Source organism: Actinacidiphila sp. bgisy145 (genome assembly GCF_057708125.1).
On the sequence record NZ_JBYIRL010000029.1, the window covers coordinates 1 to 19,311 of the forward strand.

The 19,311-nt window shown below is 72.2% G+C and carries 11 protein-coding genes and 1 tRNA gene; 11 read left to right on the forward strand and 1 reads right to left on the reverse strand.

The genetic code is table 11. From position 1 onward, the window contains the following. Window positions 1–132: 132 nt before the first annotated feature. Entirely contained in the window at window positions 133–858 is a 726-nt protein-coding gene (locus tag AC3ERT_RS24605) for a DegT/DnrJ/EryC1/StrS family aminotransferase (RefSeq protein ID WP_435176842.1), read from the forward strand. Window positions 859–920: 62 nt separating this feature from the next. Further along, window positions 921–993, forward strand: a tRNA-Thr gene (locus AC3ERT_RS24610). Window positions 994–1,064: 71 nt separating this feature from the next. Here AC3ERT_RS24610 and AC3ERT_RS24615 read toward each other — a convergent pair. Then, window positions 1,065–3,692 carry a SpoIIE family protein phosphatase gene (locus tag AC3ERT_RS24615; RefSeq protein ID WP_335978860.1) on the reverse strand — a complete coding sequence of 876 codons (2,628 nt, stop codon included), beginning with the start codon at window positions 3,690–3,692 and terminating at the stop codon, window positions 1,065–1,067. 328 nt (window positions 3,693–4,020) lie between these two features. On the opposite strand from AC3ERT_RS24615, the gene AC3ERT_RS24620 reads away from it, so the two are divergent. From AC3ERT_RS24620 to AC3ERT_RS24660, 9 genes are all read left to right on the forward strand, one after another. After that, the gene (locus AC3ERT_RS24620; protein ID WP_435176844.1) at window positions 4,021–9,561 is read left to right on the forward strand and encodes a HAMP domain-containing protein; all 5,541 of its coding nucleotides are present in this window, start codon (window positions 4,021–4,023) and stop codon (window positions 9,559–9,561) included. 310 nt (window positions 9,562–9,871) lie between these two features. Further along, on the forward strand, window positions 9,872–10,579 hold the full coding sequence (locus AC3ERT_RS24625; protein WP_335978864.1) for a response regulator: 708 nt from the start codon (window positions 9,872–9,874) through the stop codon (window positions 10,577–10,579). Between the two features lie 200 nt (window positions 10,580–10,779). Beyond that, window positions 10,780–13,581 carry a DNA translocase FtsK gene (locus AC3ERT_RS24630; protein ID WP_335978865.1) on the forward strand — a complete coding sequence of 934 codons (2,802 nt, stop codon included), beginning with the start codon at window positions 10,780–10,782 and terminating at the stop codon, window positions 13,579–13,581. Window positions 13,582–13,897: 316 nt separating this feature from the next. Beyond that, complete coding sequence (locus AC3ERT_RS24635; RefSeq protein ID WP_435176846.1) at window positions 13,898–14,728, forward strand: helix-turn-helix domain-containing protein; 831 nt, start codon at window positions 13,898–13,900, stop codon at window positions 14,726–14,728. Between the two features lie 131 nt (window positions 14,729–14,859). Beyond that, a complete protein-coding gene (rimO, locus tag AC3ERT_RS24640) occupies window positions 14,860–16,554 on the forward strand; it encodes a 30S ribosomal protein S12 methylthiotransferase RimO (RefSeq protein WP_435176848.1) in 1,695 nt (564 codons plus the stop codon). Continuing rightward, entirely contained in the window at window positions 16,551–17,444 is an 894-nt protein-coding gene (pgsA, locus tag AC3ERT_RS24645) for a CDP-diacylglycerol--glycerol-3-phosphate 3-phosphatidyltransferase (protein ID WP_435176850.1), read from the forward strand. Before rimO ends, pgsA begins: the two co-directional genes overlap by 4 nt. Then, the gene (locus AC3ERT_RS24650) at window positions 17,441–18,067 is read left to right on the forward strand and encodes a CinA family protein (protein ID WP_335978874.1); all 627 of its coding nucleotides are present in this window, start codon (window positions 17,441–17,443) and stop codon (window positions 18,065–18,067) included. Before pgsA ends, AC3ERT_RS24650 begins: the two co-directional genes overlap by 4 nt. A gap of 131 nt (window positions 18,068–18,198) precedes the next feature. Further along, the gene (locus AC3ERT_RS24655) at window positions 18,199–18,600 is read left to right on the forward strand and encodes a helix-turn-helix domain-containing protein (protein ID WP_335978875.1); all 402 of its coding nucleotides are present in this window, start codon (window positions 18,199–18,201) and stop codon (window positions 18,598–18,600) included. A gap of 229 nt (window positions 18,601–18,829) precedes the next feature. Next, window positions 18,830–19,300, forward strand: coding sequence for a Dps family protein (locus AC3ERT_RS24660; RefSeq protein ID WP_435176852.1), 471 nt, complete (start codon window positions 18,830–18,832; stop codon window positions 19,298–19,300). The last annotated feature ends 11 nt before the right edge of the window (window positions 19,301–19,311 follow it).

The window sequence follows — 19,311 nt, forward strand, 5'->3', positions numbered from 1 at the left end:
ATTTGAATAAGGCCCCAACCCCCGAGGCTTGTCCCGGGGGTTGGGGCCTTTTTGCTGCTCGTTACCCTCATGTTCACGTCGCAACGGGAACCTGGGCACCCCGACAGGCGGAGGTGTGGAGACGTGCAGCAGATGACGACTGCCGGACGGCGGCCCGGGATCGCTTGCGAGATGACCGCGACCGCGGTGCGCGACACCCTGAAAGCGCTCCGCATCGGCCGCGGCGACGAGGTCATCGTGCCGTCGTACGGTCCCGGCGCGCCCGCCGACGGGACCCGGCTGGCCGGGGCCACCCCCGTGTTCGCCGACATCGATCCCCGGACCTTCTGCGTGGACCCCGCGTCCGTGGCGGCCTGCGTCACCGCCCGCACCGCCGCCCTGCTGCCGGTGAACGTCTTCGGGCACCCCGCCCCCATGGACCGCCTGGAGGGCCTTGCGAGCCGGCACGGGCTCGCCGTGGTCGAGGAGACCCCGAGCAGCGAGGACATCGGCGCCGTTGCCCGCCGCCGGGCCCACGCCCGCTTCCTGGACTCCGCGCTCACCGGGGTCGTGGTGCCGTACACCGAGCCTGGCGCGCACCACCTCTACCACCAGTACACCGTGCGGGTGCCGGGCAACGGCCGGCCGGACCGGGACGCCTACCTGCGGGCGCTCGCGGTGCGCGGGGTGCGCGCGACCCTGGCCGTACCGGTGCCGGTGCACCGGATGCCGGCGCACCGGGCCGCCCCGCCGGCGGAGCTGCCGCAGACCGAGCTGGTGGCCGCCGATTCGCTGTCGCTGCCGGTCCACTCGGCCCTGACCCAGCGCGAGTTGACCCACATGGCGACGGTTTGCAACCGGCTCGGTGGGATCGTCTGACCATCGTCCGACGGCCGTTTTCGCGCACGGCCGTCGATGGGCTACGATCTTCCCATCGACGCGCCCCAATAGCTCAGTCGGTAGAGCGTCTCCATGGTAAGGAGAAGGTCTACGGTTCGATTCCGTATTGGGGCTCTGCGAAAAGGAAAGGCCCCCGCCGTTCGGCGGGGGCCTTTTCCGTGCGCGCCGGAGTCAGCGCGCCAAGGTCAGGGCGTCGGCAGCGTGGGGACCCGCATCGCGAGGATCGCCATGTCGTCGGAGGGCGCGTCCGCGGCGAAGCGTTCCACGGCCCGCTGGATGCGCGCGGCGACCGCGCCGGCCGTCAGGCCCGTACACGTGGCCAGGACGTCGGCGAGGCCGTCGTCGCCCAGCATGCGGCTGCCCTCGCGGCGCTCGGTGACGCCGTCGGTGACGCACAGCAGGACGTCGCCCGGGTCGAGGGTGACGGACTGCTCGTAGAGGTCGAGGTCGTCCATGACACCGAGCAGGGGCTGCGGTTCCGCGGCGGGTTCCACGCTGCCGTCGGGGCGCAGGCGCAGCGGCAGCGGGTGCCCGGCGCAGACCATGCGCAGTTCGGCGCTGCCGTCCTCGCGGGGCCACAGCTCGCCGTACAGGAGGGTCAGGAAGCGGCTGCGGGCGCCCTCGTCGAGGATGGCGGCGTTGAGGAGTTGCAGGACGGAGGGGCCGCCGAAGCCCTCGCGGGCGAGCAGGCGCAGGGCGTGCCGGGCCAGCCCCGTGACGGCGGCGGCCTCGGGGCCGGTGCCGCAGACGTCGCCGATGGCGAAGCCCCAGCAGCCCTCGCGGATCGGGAAGAGGTCGTAGAAGTCGCCGCCGACCTCGTTGCCCTCGCCGGCGGCGCGGTAGACGACCTCGACCTCGACGCCGGGGATGTGGGGCAGCTCGGGCGGCAGCAGGCTGCGCTGGAGGGCCTGGCTGATGGCGGTGCGCTCGCTGTAGAGGCGGGCGTTGTCCAGGGCGAGGGCGGCGCGGCGGGAGAGGTCCTCGGCGAGTTCGAGGATCTCCTGCCGGAAGCGTTCGTCGGTGGGCTTGCCGAGGGTGAGCATGCCGATCACGCGGTTGCGGGCGACCAGGGGCAGCACGACCGTTTCGCCGCCGACGGCGGCGGCGGTGGCCAGGGCGACGCCCGGGGTGGTGGTGGAGCGGGCGCCGGGGGTGGTGCCGACGCCGAGGCTGCGCAGGGATGCGCGCAGCGCGCTGGAGTGGGCGGCGTCGGAGGGCGCGGTCCAGATCCGGGCGCCGGGGGTGGGGTCGGGCTCGGGCGGTCGGACCTGCTGGAGCAGGGCCTTGATGCCGTCGATGCGGTCCTCGTCCTCGTGGAGGACAAAGGCGAGTTCGGGTTCGGACTGCTCGGCGATGGTGTAGACGGCGCACCAGCTGGCGAGGGTGGGCACGGTCATCTGGGCCATGAGGGCCAGGGTCTGGTCGCGTTCGAGGGTGCCGGCGAGCAGGTCGGAGGCTTCGACGAGGAAGGACAGCGAGCCGCGGCGGAGCCGTTCGAGTTCGGTGAGGCGGGCGCTCTCGACGGCCAGGGCGATCCGGTCGGCGGCGAACTGGAGGCGCAGGGCCTCCTGGTTGCTGTAGCGGCCGGGGGCTTCGGCGGCGACGCCGAGGGAGCCGGTGAGGCGGCCTTCGACCTTGAGCGGGACGGTGACGACCGAGCGCATGCCGGTGCCGGACAGCAGTGGTACCGCGCCGGGTACGGCGGTGAGGTCCTCGTGGACGGCGGGCATGCGGGCGCTGCCGTAGCGGCCGGTGCCGGCTTCGACGGGGACGCGGGCGAAGCGCTGGCGGGCGGAGGGCAGGCCGGTGGAGGCGCGCACTTCGAGTTCGGTCTCGTCGTCGGTGGCCAGCAGCAGGTAGGCGGCGTCGCCGTCGAGCATGTCGCGGGCGCGTTCCACGGTGCGCTGGAGGAGGCCGTCGAGGTCGTCGGGGGCGGGGGAGCCGATGAAGACCTCGAAGGCGTCGGTGGCCTTGCCGCGCTGGGAGGCGTGGGGGTCGGTGCCGTGGCTGCCGCGGTTGGGTGTCTGGAGGACGGCGCGCTCCTCGGCGCGGACCAGCAGGCAGACGGTGGAGGGTTCGCCGGCGGTGTCGCGGACGCGCAGGTGGGAGCCGTAGACGGGCAGGACGCGGCCGCCGGCGTCGCGCAGGCCGTAGGTGCCTTCCCAGCGGGAGAGCTGGAGGGCGTCGGCGAGGCCGATGCCGGTGCCGGGGGTCTGCGGCCAGGCGGCGAGGTCGGCGAGGGACTTGCCGACGATGTCGGCGGCGGTGTGGCCGAACAGGTCGGTGGCGTCGTCGTTCCAGCGGGTGATGGTGCCCGCGCGGTCGACCTGGACGACGGCGACGCGGACGCTCTCGTCGGCGACGGGGAGGCTGGCGGTGGGCAGGACCGGGCCGGCGGAGCGGGTGCCGGTGGGGCGCTGGGGCAGTTCGAGCTGGAACCAGACGTACTTGCCGGCGGCGGAGTACTCCACGCCCCAGCGGCTGGCCAGGGCGGAGCAGAGCAGCAGGCCGCGGCCGCCTTCGTTGTCGGTCTCGCGGAACTGGCGGCCGCGGGTCTGCATGGGGACTTCGCGCTCGGGGTAGTGGTCGGCGACCTCGACGCGGACGGCGGTGTCGTACCGCAGGCACTGCACGTCGGCGGCGGTGCCGGCGTGGACGACCGCGTTGGTGACCAGTTCGCTAGTCAGGACGACGGCGTCGTCGACCACGTCGGCGAAGCCCCAGCCGTGGAGGGTGTCGCGGACGAAGGCGCGGGCGATCGCGACGGACCGTCCCACCGGTTCGAAGGTGGCCGCTGCACGCGCCGTGATCACCGATCTCCTCATGGTTCGTGTCCGGGCGGGCGGGGCGCCCGCGGCTGCCGGGGCGTTTCCGGGTTGCTGGAACGTCACTCGGCGGCTCCCCTGCCTGTGCGCCCGTCGGGAGGCTGGACCTTCCGGCTGGGCAGCACCGTTCACGTTACCTACCCGCACCGACCGTGTGTGCGCCGGTTACCCGTGTTTCCACCCCGATCGTGGTCGCAGTTCCGCGGATGCGGCCGAACTGTTATGGGAGGGGTGGGCCGTAGTGAAACACTGGGCATGTTCTGAAGGTTGCAAGCTTGCTCATCTGCGGGTCGGTCGACCCTCCGGGAGGCACACGGTGGAGTCTGGCGCGTCGGCGCGGGCCACGGTCACGCGTACGAAGAACGGGCGATCCCGTGGGGGTGGGACCGTCGAGGTGGACTCGGCGGCGCTCACCAAGCTGCTGGGGGCGCTGTCGGCGATGCGGGACGGGAACTTCCGCAAGCGGCTGCCGGTGTCGGGGGACGGGCCGCTGGCGGAGATCGCGGTGGTCTTCAACGAGGTCGCGGACCGTAACCAGCACCTCACCGGTGAGCTGGCGCGGGTGCGGCGGGTGGTGGGCCGGGACGGGAAGCTGACCGAGCGGCTGGAGACGGGGCCGTCGGAGGGTGCGTGGGCGGCGGCGATCGAGGCGTCGAACGCGCTGGTGGACGACCTGGTGCGGCCGGTGTCGGAGGTCGGGCGGGTGCTGTCGGCGGTGGCCGAGGGCGATCTCGAGCAGCGGATGGACCTGCGGGCGCAGAACGCGGACGGGTCGGCGCATCCGCTGCGCGGGGAGTTCCTGAAGGTGGGCCGGACGGTCAACGGCCTGGTGGACCAGTTGTCGGCGTTCACCGACGAGGTGACGCGGGTGGCGAGCGAGGTCGGCACCGAGGGCAAGCTCGGCGGGCAGGCGCGGGTGCGGGGCGTGTCCGGGTCCTGGAAGGACCTGACGGACTCGGTCAACACGATGGCGTACCGGTTGACGGCGCAGGTGCGGGACATCGCGCTGGTGACGACGGCGGTCGCGAAGGGTGACCTGTCGCGCAAGGTGACGGTGCATGTCGCGGGCGAGATGCTGGAGCTGAAGAACACCGTCAACACGATGGTGGACCAGCTCTCGTCGTTCTCGTCCGAGGTGACGCGGGTGGCGCGTGAGGTGGGCACCGAGGGTGAGCTGGGCGGCCAGGCGCAGGTGCCGGGGGTGGCCGGGGTCTGGAAGGACCTGACGGACTCGGTGAACCTGATGGCGGGCAATCTGACCGCTCAGGTGCGGGACATCGCGCAGGTGACGACGGCGGTCGCCAACGGCGATCTGACGCAGAAGATCACCATCGGGGCGCGGGGCGAGGTCGCGCAGCTGGCCGAGACGATCAACGCGATGACGGAGACGCTGCGGACGTTCGCCGACGAGGTGACGCGGGTCGCGGGGGAGATCGGCGCGGAGGGCCAGCTCGGCGGTCAGGCGCAGGTGCCGGGGGTGGCGGGCACCTGGAAGGACCTGACGGATTCGGTGAACACCGCGTTCCGGAACCTTACGGCGCAGGTGCGGGACATCGCGCAGGTGACGACGGCGGTGGCCGGTGGTGATCTGTCGCAGAAGGTGACGGTGGACGTCTCCGGCGAGATGCTGGAGTTGAAGAACACCGTGAACACGATGGTGGACCAGCTGTCGGCGTTCGGTGACGAGGTGACGCGGGTCGCGCGCGAGGTCGGTGTCGAGGGCCAGTTGGGCGGCCAGGCGCAGGTGTCGGGTGCGGCGGGGACGTGGAAGGACCTGACGGACTCCGTCAACAACGCGTTCCGGAACCTGACGGCCCAGGTGCGGAACATCGCGCAGGTGACGACGGCGGTCGCGAACGGTGATCTGTCGCAGAAGGTGACGGTGGATGTCTCCGGCGAGATGCTGGAGTTGAAGAACACCGTGAACACCATGGTGGACCAGCTGAGTTCGTTCTCGCAGCAGGTCACGCGGATGGCGCGGGACGTGGGGACCGAGGGGCGGCTGGGCGGTCAGGCCCGGGTGGACGGGGTGTCGGGTACCTGGAAGGACCTGACGGACTCCGTCAACTTCATGGCGGGCAACCTGACGTCGCAGGTGCGGCAGATCGCGCAGGTGACGACGGCGGTGGCGCGCGGTGACCTGTCGCAGAAGATCGACGTGGACGCGCGGGGCGAGATCCTGGAGCTGAAGAACACCATCAACACGATGGTGGACCAGCTGTCGTCGTTCGCGGAGCAGGTCACCAGGGTGGCCCGTGAGGTGGGTACGGACGGGCGGCTGGGCGGTCAGGCGCAGGTGCCGGGTGTGGCCGGTGTGTGGCGGGACCTGACGGACTCGGTGAACTTCATGGCCGGCAACCTGACCGGCCAGGTGCGCAACATCGCCCAGGTCGCGACGGCGGTGGCGCGCGGTGATCTGTCGCAGAAGATCGACGTGGACGCCAAGGGCGAGATCCTGGAGCTGAAGAACACCCTGAACACGATGGTGGACCAGCTGTCGTCGTTCGCGGAGCAGGTGACCAGGGTGGCCCGTGAGGTGGGTACCGAGGGCATTCTGGGCGGCCAGGCGGAGGTCAAGGGCGTCAGCGGTACGTGGAAGGACCTGACGCAGTCGGTCAACTTCATGGCGAACAACCTGACCTCCCAGGTGCGCAACATCGCCGATGTGACGTCGGCGGTGGCGGCGGGGGACCTGTCGCGGAAGATCACGGTCGACGCGAAGGGCGAGATCCTCGCGCTGGTGACGACGGTGAACACGATGGTGGACACGCTGTCGGCGTTCGGTGACGAGGTCACCCGGGTGGCGCGCGAGGTGGGTACCGAGGGCCAGTTGGGCGGTCAGGCGCGGGTGCGTGACGCGTCGGGCATCTGGAAGGACCTGACCGACTCGGTGAACGGCATGGCGTCGAACCTGACGTCGCAGGTGCGGTCGATCTCCTCGGTGGCCACGGCGGTCGCCAACGGCGACCTGACGAAGAAGATCGACGTGGACGCCCGGGGCGAGATCCTGGAGCTGAAGAACACCATCAACACGATGGTGGACACGCTGTCGGCGTTCGGTGACGAGGTCACCCGGGTGGCGCGCGAGGTGGGTACCGAGGGCATCCTCGGCGGCCAGGCGCGGGTGCCGGGGGTCGCGGGCACCTGGAAGGACCTGACGGAGTCCGTCAACGGGATGGCGTCCAACCTGACCGGTCAGGTGCGGCAGATCGCGCAGGTGACGACGGCGGTGGCGCGCGGTGACCTGTCGAAGAAGATCGACGTGGACGCGCGCGGCGAGATCCTGGAGCTGAAGACCACGATCAACACCATGGTCGGGCAGCTGTCGGCGTTCGGTGACGAGGTGACGCGGGTCGCCCGCGAGGTGGGTACCGAGGGGCGGCTGGGCGGGCAGGCGCGGGTGCCGGGCGTGTCGGGGATCTGGAAGGACCTCACCGAGTCGGTGAACCTGATGGCCAACAACCTGACCTCGCAGGTGCGCAACATCGCGCAGGTGGCCACGGCCGTGACCCGCGGCGATCTGAACCTGCGGATCGACGTGGACGCGGCCGGGGAGATCCTGGAGCTCCAGGACTACATCAACACGATGATCGTGCGCCTGCGCGAGACGACGCTCGCCAACAAGGAGCAGGACTGGCTCAAGGGCAACCTGGCCCGGATCTCCGGTCTGATGCAGGGGCGGCGCGACCTGCGCGACGTGGCGGCGCTGATCATGAGCGAGCTGACGCCGGTGGTGTCGGCGCAGCACGGCGCGTTCTTCCTCGCGCGGGACACCGCGGAGTCCGGTGAGGAGTACGAGCTGGCGCTGATCGGCAGTTACGGCTTCTCGCGGCGCACGATGTCGTCGGTGTTCCTGCCGGGCGAGGGGCTGATCGGGCAGGCGGCGGTGGAGAAGCGCTCGATCCTGATCGAGCAGGCGCCGCCGGGATACCTGAAGATCGTCTCGGGGCTGGGCGAGGCGCCGCCGGCCCATGTGATCGTGCTGCCGGTGCTCTTCGAGGGGCGGGTGCTGGGGGTGATCGAGCTGGCCGCGTTCCAGCCGTTCACGCAGATCCAGAAGGACTTCCTCGACCAGATCACCGACATCATCGCGATCAGCGTCAACACGATCTCGGTGAACACCAAGACCGAGGGGCTGCTCAAGCAGTCGCAGGAGCTGACCGAGCAACTCCAGGAGCGCTCGGACGAGTTGGAGAACCGGCAGCGGGCGTTGCAGCGCTCCAACGAGGAGCTGGAGGAGAAGGCCGAGCTGCTGGCGGAGCAGAACAGCGCGATCGAGGTGAAGAACACCGAGATCGAGGAGGCCCGGCAGGTCCTGGAGGAGCGCGCCGAGCAGCTCGCGGTGTCGATGCGCTACAAGTCGGAGTTCCTGGCGAACATGTCGCACGAGCTGCGGACGCCGCTGAACTCGCTGCTGATCCTCGCCAAGCTGCTGGCGGACAATGCGGACGCCAACCTCTCGCCGAAGCAGGTGGAGTTCGCCGAGACCATCCACGGCGCCGGCTCCGACCTGCTGGAGCTGATCAACGACATCCTGGACCTGACGAAGGTCGAGGCGGGCAAGATGGACGTCTCGCCGACCCGGATCGCCCTGGTGCAGCTGGTGGACTACGTGGAGGCGACGTTCCGGCCGCTGACGGCGGAGAAGGGCCTGGACTTCTCGGTGCGGGTCTCGCCGGAGCTGCCGGCCACCTTGCACACCGACGAGCAGCGGCTGCTCCAGGTGCTGCGCAACCTGCTGTCGAACGCGGTGAAGTTCACCGACTCCGGGTCGGTGGAGCTGATGATCCGGCCGGCCGGGCCGGACGCGCCGCAGTCGATCCGGGAGCAGCTGCTGGAGGCGGGCACGCTGCGCGACCCCGACCAGCCGCTGATCGCGTTCTCGGTGTCCGACACGGGCATCGGTATCGCGGCGAGCAAGATGCTGGTGATCTTCGAGGCGTTCAAGCAGGCCGACGGCACCACCAGCCGCAAGTACGGCGGCACCGGTCTGGGGCTGTCGATCAGCCGGGAGATCGCGCGCCTGCTGGGCGGTGAGATCCACGCCGACAGCCAGCCCGGCCGCGGCTCGACGTTCACGCTGTACCTGCCGCTGAGCCTCGGCGACACGCTGCCGGTGCAGCCGCAGCCGTCGATCGGCGACGGTGAGGACTTGGAGGGCGAGCAGCGGGCGCCGGGCCGTACCCGCAGCCCCGGCAGCAGCCTGGCCCGGCTGCGCCGCCGCTCCGCGCAGCCCGCGCCCGGCCCGACCCGGCCGGAGCAGGGCGGGAACGGCGCGGGCGGCGGCGACGGCGGGGCCGGGCGGTCCGGGTACGGCGGGTCCGGCGGGTCCGGCGCGGCGGGCGGGTCGGGCGCGACGGGTGGCTCGGGTGCCGCTGCGAACGGCCGGGCGGGCGCCCCGTCAGGCGCTGAGGCCGACGCGGACACCGCGGCGCGCGAGACGGCGCACGGGGGCCCGTACCCGGCCTTCAACGGCGGTTTCAGCGGCGAGAAGGTCCTCATCGTCGACGACGACATCCGCAACGTCTTCGCGCTCACCAGCGTGCTGGAGCAGTACGGGCTGACGGTGCTGTACGCGGAGAACGGCCGCGAGGGCATCGACGTCCTGGAGCAGTACGACGACATCGCCGTGGTGCTGATGGACATCATGATGCCGGAGATGGACGGGTACGCGACGACCGCGGCGATCCGAAAGATGCCGCAGTTCGCGGGGCTGCCGATCATCGCCCTCACCGCGAAGGCGATGAAGGGCGACCGGGAGAAGGCGATCGAGTCGGGCGCGTCGGACTACGTGACCAAGCCGGTCGACACCGACCACCTGCTGGCGCTCATGGCGGACTGGATGCACGCCCGGTGAGCCGCCGGCGGGCGGCCGGGCGCGGTCCGATGATCGACTTTGCGCGAAGATGGCTGAATATTTTGCCGACTTGAGCACTCAAGTGAGGTGTGAGTCGCCCGGGATCTGGGAACCTTACGGTCTCCGCTTGCGTTTCCCTTATGTGCTCAGTGACGTGGCGGTGACAGGGTGTGGCGACCGGCAGGGTGCGACTACCATGACCGGCACAAGGACGGGCGGCGGGACATTGCTGCCCCCGGGGGCGGCGATCGGCGCTTCCGTCGGCGTTGCGAGTCGGGGAGGCCCCAAGCCGGGGCGAGGAGGGCATGGCGTGGTGCAAAAGGCCAAGATCCTCCTGGTCGATGACCGGCCGGAGAATCTGCTGGCGCTGGAGGCGATCCTCTCGGCGCTGGACCAGACCCTGGTACGTGCATCGTCAGGGGAGGAAGCGCTCAAGGCGCTGCTGACCGACGACTTCGCGGTGATCCTGCTCGATGTCCAGATGCCGGGCATGGACGGGTTCGAGACCGCGGCACACATCAAGCGGCGGGAGCGCACCCGGGACATCCCGATCATCTTCCTCACCGCGATCAACCACGGCCCGCACCACACCTTCCGCGGCTACGCGGCGGGCGCGGTGGACTACATCTCCAAGCCGTTCGACCCGTGGGTGCTGCGCGCCAAGGTCTCGGTGTTCGTGGACCTGTACATGAAGAACTGCCAGCTGCGCGAGCAGGCGGCGCTGCTGCGGCTGCAGTTGGAGCAGGGCGCGCCGTCCGGCGCCGCGGTCGAGGCGGCCGGTGCCGCCGGCGCGAAGGAGTCCGTCGGCCTGCTCGCGGAGCTGTCCGCGCGGCTGGCCGCCGTGGAGGAGCAGGCCGAGGCGCTCGGCAAGCAGCTCGACGGCAGCGCGGACGCCGCGGCGGTCGCCACGGCCGCCCACCTGGAGCGCAAACTCACCGGGCTGCGCCGGGCGTTGGACGCGCTGGACCCCAGCGGCCCGGGCGGCGGCGGCGAGTTGGGCCGGCAGCACAGCGGCTGAGGCGGCGGCGCGGGCGGCCGCGGGCCAGGACGCCCCGGCCCGCCGCCCGCGCACCGCCCGCCCGCCCACCGGTCGCCCGCAACGCCGGACGCGCCCGGCACGTGACGCGGCGTCAACCCGGCGCCCGGCGTGTTCCGACACGAACGGGCGTATCCCCGTGCAGGCGTGTCACTCGATCACAAGGGCGGTAACCTCGGCCCATGGCCCCCCGTACGTCCGGCACCGCCAAGAAAGCCGCGGCGCGGCCTCCGGCCAAGAAGGCAGCGGCGAAGAAGCCCGCGGCCAAGACCGCGGCCAAGAGCGCTGCCGCCCGACCGCCCGCCAAGAAGGCCGCGGCGGCCAGACCCGCGCCCGCGGCCGCGCCCTCACCCACCGGCGGCCTGTACCGGCTGGTGCGCGCGGTGTGGCTGGGCATCGCCCACGGCGTCGGCGCGATCTTCCGCGGCATAGGGCGCGGTGCGCGCGGCCTCGACCCGGCCCACCGCAAGGACGGCGTGGCGCTGCTGCTGCTCGGCGTGACCCTGGTGGTCGCCGCCGGCACCTGGTCCAACCTCGACGGCCCGGTCGGCGACCTGGTCGCGCTGCTGGTCACCGGCTCCTTCGGGCGTCTGGACCTGCTGGTGCCGTTCCTGGTCGGCGCGGTCGCCGTCCGCCTGATGCGCCACCCCGAGCAGCCCGAGGCCAACGGCCGGATCGTGATCGGCCTGTCCGCGCTGGTGCTCGGCGTGCTGGGCCTGATCGACATCGGCTGCGGCGCGCCGTCCCGCGCCGACGGCGCCCAGGCGCTGCGCGACGCCGGCGGCCTGATCGGCTGGGCCGCGGCCGCGCCCCTGCACTACACGGTCGGCTCCGCACTCGCCGCGGCGCTGCTCGTGCTGATCACCGTCTTCGGGCTGCTGGTGGTCACCGCCACCCCGGTCAACGCCATCCCGCAGCGGCTGCGGGCCGCCGGTGTCCGGGTGGGCCTGTACGCGCCGCCGCCGGACCCCGACGCGATTCCGCTGGAGGACTTCTTCGACGACGGCGCGGACGCCGCCTCCGGGTTCTCCGCCGGCGCGGACGAGGACGACTCGCCGGTGCGCCGGGTGCCCGCCCGCCTGACGAAGTCCCGCGCCGGCCAGGGCGCCGACGCCGACCCGTACGACATAGAGCGTGACGGCGACGAGGCCGGCTCGGGCATGGGCGGGCCCGGCCCGCAGGAGCAGGACAAGCCGCGCCGTAGGTCCCGCAAGCGTGCCGAGCCGGCGCCCGCGGCCAAGGGCGAGGACCTCGACCTCGACCCGGTGGACGTCGCCGCCGCGGCGGCCGCGGCCCTGGACGGCGCGGTGCTGCACGGCGTGCAGCCCTCCCCGCTCGTCGCCGACCTCACCAGCCGGCTCACGAAGCCGGTGCCCGCCGCCCGCGCCGATGACACCGGCGGCCAGGACACCGCCGGCTCCGTCCCCGACCTGACCAAGGCGCCGGACCGCACCGACGGCGAGCCTCCGCTGCCGCCGCGTGCCGAGCAGCTCCAGCTGTCCGGCGACATCACCTACGCGCTGCCCTCCCTGGACCTGCTGGAGCGCGGCGGCCCCGGCCGCACCAGGAGCGCGGCCAATGACGCGGTCGTCGCCTCGCTGACCCAGGTGTTCAAGGAGTTCAAGGTCGACGCGGTCGTCACCGGCTTCACCCGCGGCCCGACGGTCACCCGGTACGAGGTCGAGCTGGGCGCCGCGGTGAAGGTGGAGCGGATCACCGCGCTCGCCAAGAACATCGCGTACTCCGTGGCCAGCCCCGATGTGCGGATCATCAGCCCGATCCCCGGCAAGTCCGCGGTCGGCATCGAGATCCCCAACAGCGACCGCGAGATGGTCAACGTCGGCGACCTGCTGCGCTCGGCCGACGCCGCCGGCGAGGACCACCCGATGACCGTCGCGCTCGGCAAGGACGTCGAAGGCGGCTATGTCGTCGCCAACCTCACGAAGATGCCGCACGTCCTGGTCGCCGGCGCCACCGGCTCCGGCAAGTCCTCTTGCATCAACTGCCTGATCACCTCCGTGATGTGCCGGGCCACCCCGGACGAGGTGCGGATGGTGCTGGTCGACCCCAAGCGGGTGGAGCTGACCGCCTACGAGGGCATCCCGCACCTGATCACGCCGATCATCACCAACCCCAAGCGCGCCGCCGAGGCCCTCCAGTGGGTGGTGCGCGAGATGGACCTGCGCTACGACGACCTCGCCGCGTACGGCTTCCGGCACATCGACGACTTCAACGCGGCGGTGCGCTCGGGCAAGGCCAAGACCCCCGAGGGCAGCGAACGGGAACTGACCCCGTACCCCTACCTGCTGGTGATCGTGGACGAGCTGGCCGACCTGATGATGGTCGCGCCGCGCGACGTGGAGGACTCCATCGTCCGCATCACCCAGCTCGCCCGCGCCGCCGGCATCCACCTGGTGCTGGCCACCCAGCGGCCGAGCGTCGACGTCGTCACCGGCCTGATCAAGGCCAACGTGCCCTCCCGGCTCGCCTTCGCCACCTCCTCCCTCGCCGACAGCCGGGTCATCCTCGACCAGCCCGGCGCGGAGAAGCTCATCGGCAAGGGTGACGGGCTGTTCCTGCCGATGGGCGCGAACAAGCCGATCCGGATGCAGGGCGCGTTCGTCACCGAGGACGAGATCGCCAAGGTGGTCGAGCACTGCAAGGCGCAGCTCACCCCGACCTACCGCAGCGACGTCACCGTCGGCAGCGGCCCCAAGAAGGAGATCGACGAGGACATCGGCGACGACCTGGACCTGCTGTGCCAGGCGGCCGAACTGGTGGTCTCCACGCAGTTCGGCTCCACCTCGATGCTCCAGCGCAAGCTGCGGGTGGGCTTCGCCAAGGCAGGGCGGCTGATGGACCTGATGGAGTCGCGCGGCATCGTCGGCCCGAGCGAGGGCTCCAAGGCACGCGACGTGCTGGTCAAGGGCGACGAGCTGGACGGGGTGCTGGCGGTCATCCGCGGCGGCGACGCACCGGCCTGAGACGCCCCGGCGGCACCCCGCCGCGGGCGGCGCGGGCCGCCGGGCGGAGCTACCCGCGGACGCACCCGGACGTGCGTACCATTCGTCACACAAGTGGAGTCGTGGCACGTGTGATCCCGGCCGAGTCGGGGCACGTTCAAGGGCAACCGTTTCTCCGGTCCACGCGTCAAGCTGTACAGGCCGGACGACCGTCGTCCCGCGGACACCCCACCTGCCCGCGGGCGCGGCCCCAACCCCCAGACCACCTGCCCCGGTGATTCGTACCGCCCCTAGACTGACCTTCCAGCAGGCGGCTGCACGCTCGAAAGGCGCCCTCGTGTCCATCGGCAACTCGCCCCCCGCCGACCGTCCTTCGGTCGGCCGCGCCCTCGCCCAGGCCCGTACCGAGGCGGGACTGACCGTTGACGAGGTCAGTACCGCCACCCGGGTGCGGGTGCCGATCCTCCAGGCGATCGAGCAGGACGACTTCTCCCGCTGCGGCGGCGACGTCTACGCCCGCGGCCACATCCGCGCCGTCGCCCGCGCGGTGGGACTCGACCCCGACCCGCTGGTCGCCCAGTACGCCGCCGACCACGACACCGACTCCGCGCCGCCCCCGGTCGCACCGCTGTACGAGGCGGAGCGCATCAAGTCCGAGCCGCGCCGCCCGAACTGGACCGCCGCCATGGTCGCCGCGATCGTGGCCGTCATCGGCTTCGTCGGGTACACCGCGGTCAGCGGCAGCGGCGGCAGCGGCGGCAGCGGGAAGTCCACCGCCGAGTCCACCACGAGCGCCACCGCCTCGCCCACCGCCCCCGCGACGACGACGTCCGCCCCCCAGGGCAACGGCGCGCCCACTAACCCGCAGCCGACCGACACCGGCAGCGCCATCGCCGAGGCACCGCCCGGGAAGGTCACCGTCAAGGTGACCGCGCAGGGCGGCGCGAGCTGGATCCAGGCCACCGACGGCACCGGCAAGCAGCTCTTCCAGGCGTCCCTCAAGGAGGGCGAGTCCAAGACCTGGACCGACGACAAGAAGATCAAGCTGATCGTCGGCAACGCGGGCGCGGTCCAGCTCTTCGTCAACGGCAAGGACCTGGGCCCCGCCGGCGACAAGGGACAGGTCGTACGGCTGACGTACACGCCGGGCGACCCGACGCAGGGCTGAGACCGGCCAGGTCCCCGGGGCCCGCGGGCGGCCCCACCTGGGGCGCCGCCCGCGCGCGGGCAGCAGGCGGACCTGCGTTCGGCCGACCGCGCGGCGAAGCCCCTGACAGGCCACCGGGTAGTCTGGTCCCTATGCCCGAACCCCGTACCGTCGCCCTTGTCACGCTCGGCTGCGCCCGCAATGAGGTGGACTCGGAGGAGCTCGCCGGACGGCTGGCGGCGGACGGCTGGCGGCTCGTCGAGGACGCCGCCGACGCCGACGTGGCCGTGGTGAACACCTGCGGCTTCGTCGACGCCGCCAAGAAGGACTCGGTCGACGCCCTGCTGGAGGCCAACGACCTCAAGGCGCAGGGCCGCACCCAGGCGGTCGTCGCGGTGGGCTGCATGGCCGAGCGGTACGGCAAGGACCTCGCCGAGGCGCTGCCGGAGGCCGACGGCGTCCTCGGCTTCGACGACTACGCCGACATCTCCGACCGGCTGCGCACCATCCTCGGCGGCGGCATCCACGCCCCCCACACCCCGCGCGACCGGCGCAAGCTGCTGCCGGTGAGCCCCGCGGAGCGGCAGCGCGCGGTCTCCGGTGCCGGCGGCGAGGGCGCGCGCGGCGCGGTGGCGCTGCCCGGGCACGGCCAGGGCGCGGCTGGGGCGGACGGGGGCCACGCGGCCGGCGGGAGCCACGCGGCCGGCGGGAGCGACGGGGCCGACGGGAGCAGAGGCGGCGCGCTTGCCGAACAAGGCGGCGTCCGGGACGTGCCGGACCTGCCCGAGGGCGTCGCGCCCGCGTCAGGACCGCGCGCCCCGCTGCGCCGGCGGCTCGACTCGGGACCGGTCGCGTCCGTGAAGCTCGCCTCCGGCTGCGACCGCCGCTGCACGTTCTGCGCGATCCCGTCCTTCCGCGGCTCGTTCATCTCCCGGCGCCCCTCCGACGTGCTCGGCGAGACCCGCTGGCTGGCCGGGCAGGGCGTGAAGGAGGTCATGCTCGTCAGCGAGAACAACACCTCCTACGGCAAGGACCTCGGCGACATCCGCCTGCTGGAGTCGCTGCTGCCGGAACTGGCCGCCGTCGAGGGCGTGGAGCGGGTGCGGATCAGCTACCTCCAGCCCGCCGAGATGCGGCCCGGGCTCATCGACGTGATGACCGGCACCCCGGGTGTGGTGCCGTACTTCGACCTGTCGTTCCAGCACTCCGCGCCGGGCGTGCTGCGCGCCATGCGCCGCTTCGGCGACACCGAACGCTTCCTCGAACTGCTGCACACGATCCGGTCGAAGGCGCCCGAGGCCGGGGTCCGCTCCAACTTCATCGTCGGCTTCCCCGGCGAGAGCGAGGACGACCTCGCCGAGCTGGAGCGTTTCCTCAGCGAGGCGCGGCTCGACGCCATCGGCGTGTTCGGCTACTCCGACGAGGAGGGCACCGAGGCCGCCGGCTTCGCGCACAAGCTCGACGAGGACGTGGTCGCCGCCCGGCTCGCGCGGGTCTCCCGGCTGGCGGAGGAACTCACCGCGCAGCGCGCGGAGGAGCGGCTCGGCTCCACCGTCCGGGTCCTCGTCGAGTCCTACGACGAGGAGACCGGCGAGACCACCGGACGCGCCGACCACCAGGCCCCGGAGACCGACGGACAGGTGATCCTGCTGCCGCCCGCCGGGAACGCCGCCGGTGCGGCGGGCGTTGGGGCTTCCGGCGGGGTGTGGCGGCCGGCGCCCGGGACGTTCGTGACCGCGAAGGTGACGGGCACCGAGGGCGTGGACCTGATCGCCGAAGTGCTGCCCGAACTGGCCGGTGCGTCCGGTGCGCAGGGCACGGAGTGTTCCGAGGGAGTGCGCAGATGAGCGGAGGCGCCGAGCCCACGCCGCCGCGACTTCGGGCGGCTGCCGCGGCGCAACCGGCCGCGGCGGGTGCCGGCGGCGGCAGTGGGCGGAGCGGGGCCTCCACCGGGGCGCGGATCGCCGGCGGGAGCGTCGGCGGAGCGGCCGGGGCGACCGTGGCCGACGGCGCCGGGCGGACCGGGGCAGCACGGCGGACAGCCGGGCAGGCCGGGCTGTGGAACGTCGCGAACCTGCTGACGATGTCCCGGCTCGTGCTGGTCCCCGGGTTCGTCCTGCTGCTGGTGCACGACGACGGGCACGACCCCGCCTGGCGCTCCTTCGCCTGGGCCGCCTTCGCCATCGCCATGATCACCGACCTCTTCGACGGCGAACTGGCCCGGCGCTACGGCCTGGTCACCGACTTCGGCAAGATCGCCGACCCGATCGCGGACAAGGCGATCATGGGTGCGGCGCTGGTCGGGCTGTCCGCACTCGGCGACCTGCCGTGGTGGGTCACCGGGGTCATCCTTTTCCGTGAACTCGGCATCACCCTCATGCGTTTCTGGGTGATCCGGCACGGCGTCATCCCGGCCAGCCGCGGCGGCAAGCTCAAGACGCTCACGCAGGGCGTCGCCGTCGGCATGTACGTCCTGGTGCTCACCGGTCCGCTGGCCAGCATCCGGGCCTGGATCATGGCGGTCGCGGTGGTGCTGACGGTGGCGACCGGCGCGGACTACGTCCGGCAGGCGGTGGTGCTGCGGCGGGCCGGGCTGGCGGCGCGGGCAAAAGCGCAGGGATCGGCCGGGGGATCGGCCGGCGGTTCGGCGGAGGGTTCGGCAGAGGGTTCGGCGGAGGCAGCAGCCGGTGGGGCCGCGGAGTCCGGGGCCGAACGCGAGCGCCGGCAGGGCGTGTGAGCGCCGGGCACCCGGGCGGGCCGCCCGGCGGGGCCGGGAAAGCGGCTGAGGCCGCGCGTGAGGCGCTGCGGCTGCTCGTGGGCCGCTCGGCGACGCTCGCGGTCGCGGAGTCGCTCACCGGCGGTCTGGTGGCTGCCGAGCTGGCCGCGGTGCCGGGGGCCTCGCAGGCGTTCCGCGGCTCCGTCACGGCGTACGCGACCGAACTGAAGCACGAACTCCTCGGCGTCGACGCCGGCCTGCTCGCCGAACGGGGCGCGGTGGACGCCGGCGTGGCGCGCGCAATGGCCGAGGGCGTACGCGACCGGCTCGGCGCCGACTGGGGTGTGTCGACCACCGGCGTCGCGGGCCCGACCCCGCAGGACGGGCAGCCGGTCGGCACCGTCTTCGTCGCCGCCGCGGGGCCGCACGGCACCGTCGTCGCGCCGCTCCTGCTCGACGGCGACCGCGGCGCGATCCGGCAGGCGTCGGTGGCGGCTGTCCTGGAACTGCTCACCGGAGAACTCCGGAGGAGTACGGTTGCGGGTCCGGAGTCCACCGCGGCCCCGGCCGAAGGACAGCAGGACGGCAAGGGCCCAACGGGCACACGTAACGGTCCCGGTACGAGTATCGGCGGCCAAGGATAGGGAAGAAGACGGGGGGAAGTGATGTTTGCAGCCCTGAGTGAACACGTCTTCGCTCCCCGCACGGGCGGTGCCCGAGGCGGTACGGTGGGGCGAGAAGGTTGCGGATCCGCGGTCCGAGGAGGGAGCCACCGATGATCCTGCTCCGTCGCCTGTTGGGTGACGTGCTGCGTCGGCAGCGCCAGCGCCAGGGCCGCACTCTGCGTGAGGTCTCGTCGTCGGCCCGGGTGTCCCTGGGCTATCTCTCCGAGGTCGAGCGGGGGCAGAAGGAAGCGTCCTCCGAACTGCTCTCGGCGATCTGCGATGCCTTGGACGTGCCGATGTCCGAGGTGATGCGCGAGGTCAGCGACGACCTGTCGCTCGCGGAGCTGGCACAGTCCGCGGCCGCCGAGACCCCGGCCGCGCCGATGCGGCCGCTGCTGGGTGCGGTCACGTCCGTCACCTCCGTCACGGCCGTGCCGTCCGCGCCGGACGAACGGATCACCATCAAGGCGCCGAAGAAGTCCGCGGAAGCCGTGGACGTCGTCGCCGCCTAGAAGCTCTTCGAGCTCTTCGCGTGGGCCCCGCCCCGGGACGTCAGTGTCCCGGGGCGGGGCTTCGCGGGTTTTCGGGGTGCGTGCGTACGCGTGCTTGCAGGTGCTTGCGGGCGGGGCCGGCCGGGGCGCTGTCTTTTGCCATGTGTGGTGCGGGGATGCAGGGTAGGCGAAGAGGGTCGGAACGGGATCAGCCAGACCCCAACGCGTCGATCCGCGAGGAGACAAGCGCATGACTGTCGTGAAGAGCCCGCTGGCCGAGCAGGACCGCAAGACCGTCGGTGACGCCCTCCAGGGTGCCCTGGTGGACCTGATCGACCTGTCGCTCGTGGCGAAGCAGGTGCACTGGAACGTCATCGGTCCCCGCTTCCGCTCCATCCACCTCCAGCTCGACGACGTGGTGGATGCCGCCCGCACCGCCTCCGACACCGTCGCCGAGCGCGCCTCGGCGATCGGGGTGAGCCCCGACGGCCGTGCCGGCAGCGTCGCCAAGACCAGCGGCATCGACACGGTCACCGACGGGTGGGTCAAGGACAGCGAGGTCGTCGAGATCATGGTCGCAGCCCTCGACGCCTGCATCACCCGGATGCGTGAACGCATCGAGAGCACGGACAAGCCGGACCCGGTGACCCAGGACATCCTCATCGGCATCACCGCCGACCTGGAGAAGTTCCACTGGATGTTCCAGGCGGAGAACGTCTGAGGCGCCGTGCA

Excerpts from the sequence above, each read along its gene's own strand:
- AC3ERT_RS24605 (WP_435176842.1), top strand. The coding sequence starts at position 133 with ATGACGACTGCCGGACGGCGGCCCGGGATCGCTTGCGAGATGACCGCG.
- AC3ERT_RS24630 (WP_335978865.1), top strand. The coding sequence starts at position 10,780 with ATGGCCCCCCGTACGTCCGGCACCGCCAAGAAAGCCGCGGCGCGGCCT.
- rimO (WP_435176848.1), top strand. The coding sequence starts at position 14,860 with ATGCCCGAACCCCGTACCGTCGCCCTTGTCACGCTCGGCTGCGCCCGC.
- AC3ERT_RS24660 (WP_435176852.1), top strand. The coding sequence starts at position 18,830 with ATGACTGTCGTGAAGAGCCCGCTGGCCGAGCAGGACCGCAAGACCGTC.
- pgsA (WP_435176850.1), top strand. The coding sequence starts at position 16,551 with ATGAGCGGAGGCGCCGAGCCCACGCCGCCGCGACTTCGGGCGGCTGCC.
- AC3ERT_RS24655 (WP_335978875.1), top strand. The coding sequence starts at position 18,199 with ATGATCCTGCTCCGTCGCCTGTTGGGTGACGTGCTGCGTCGGCAGCGC.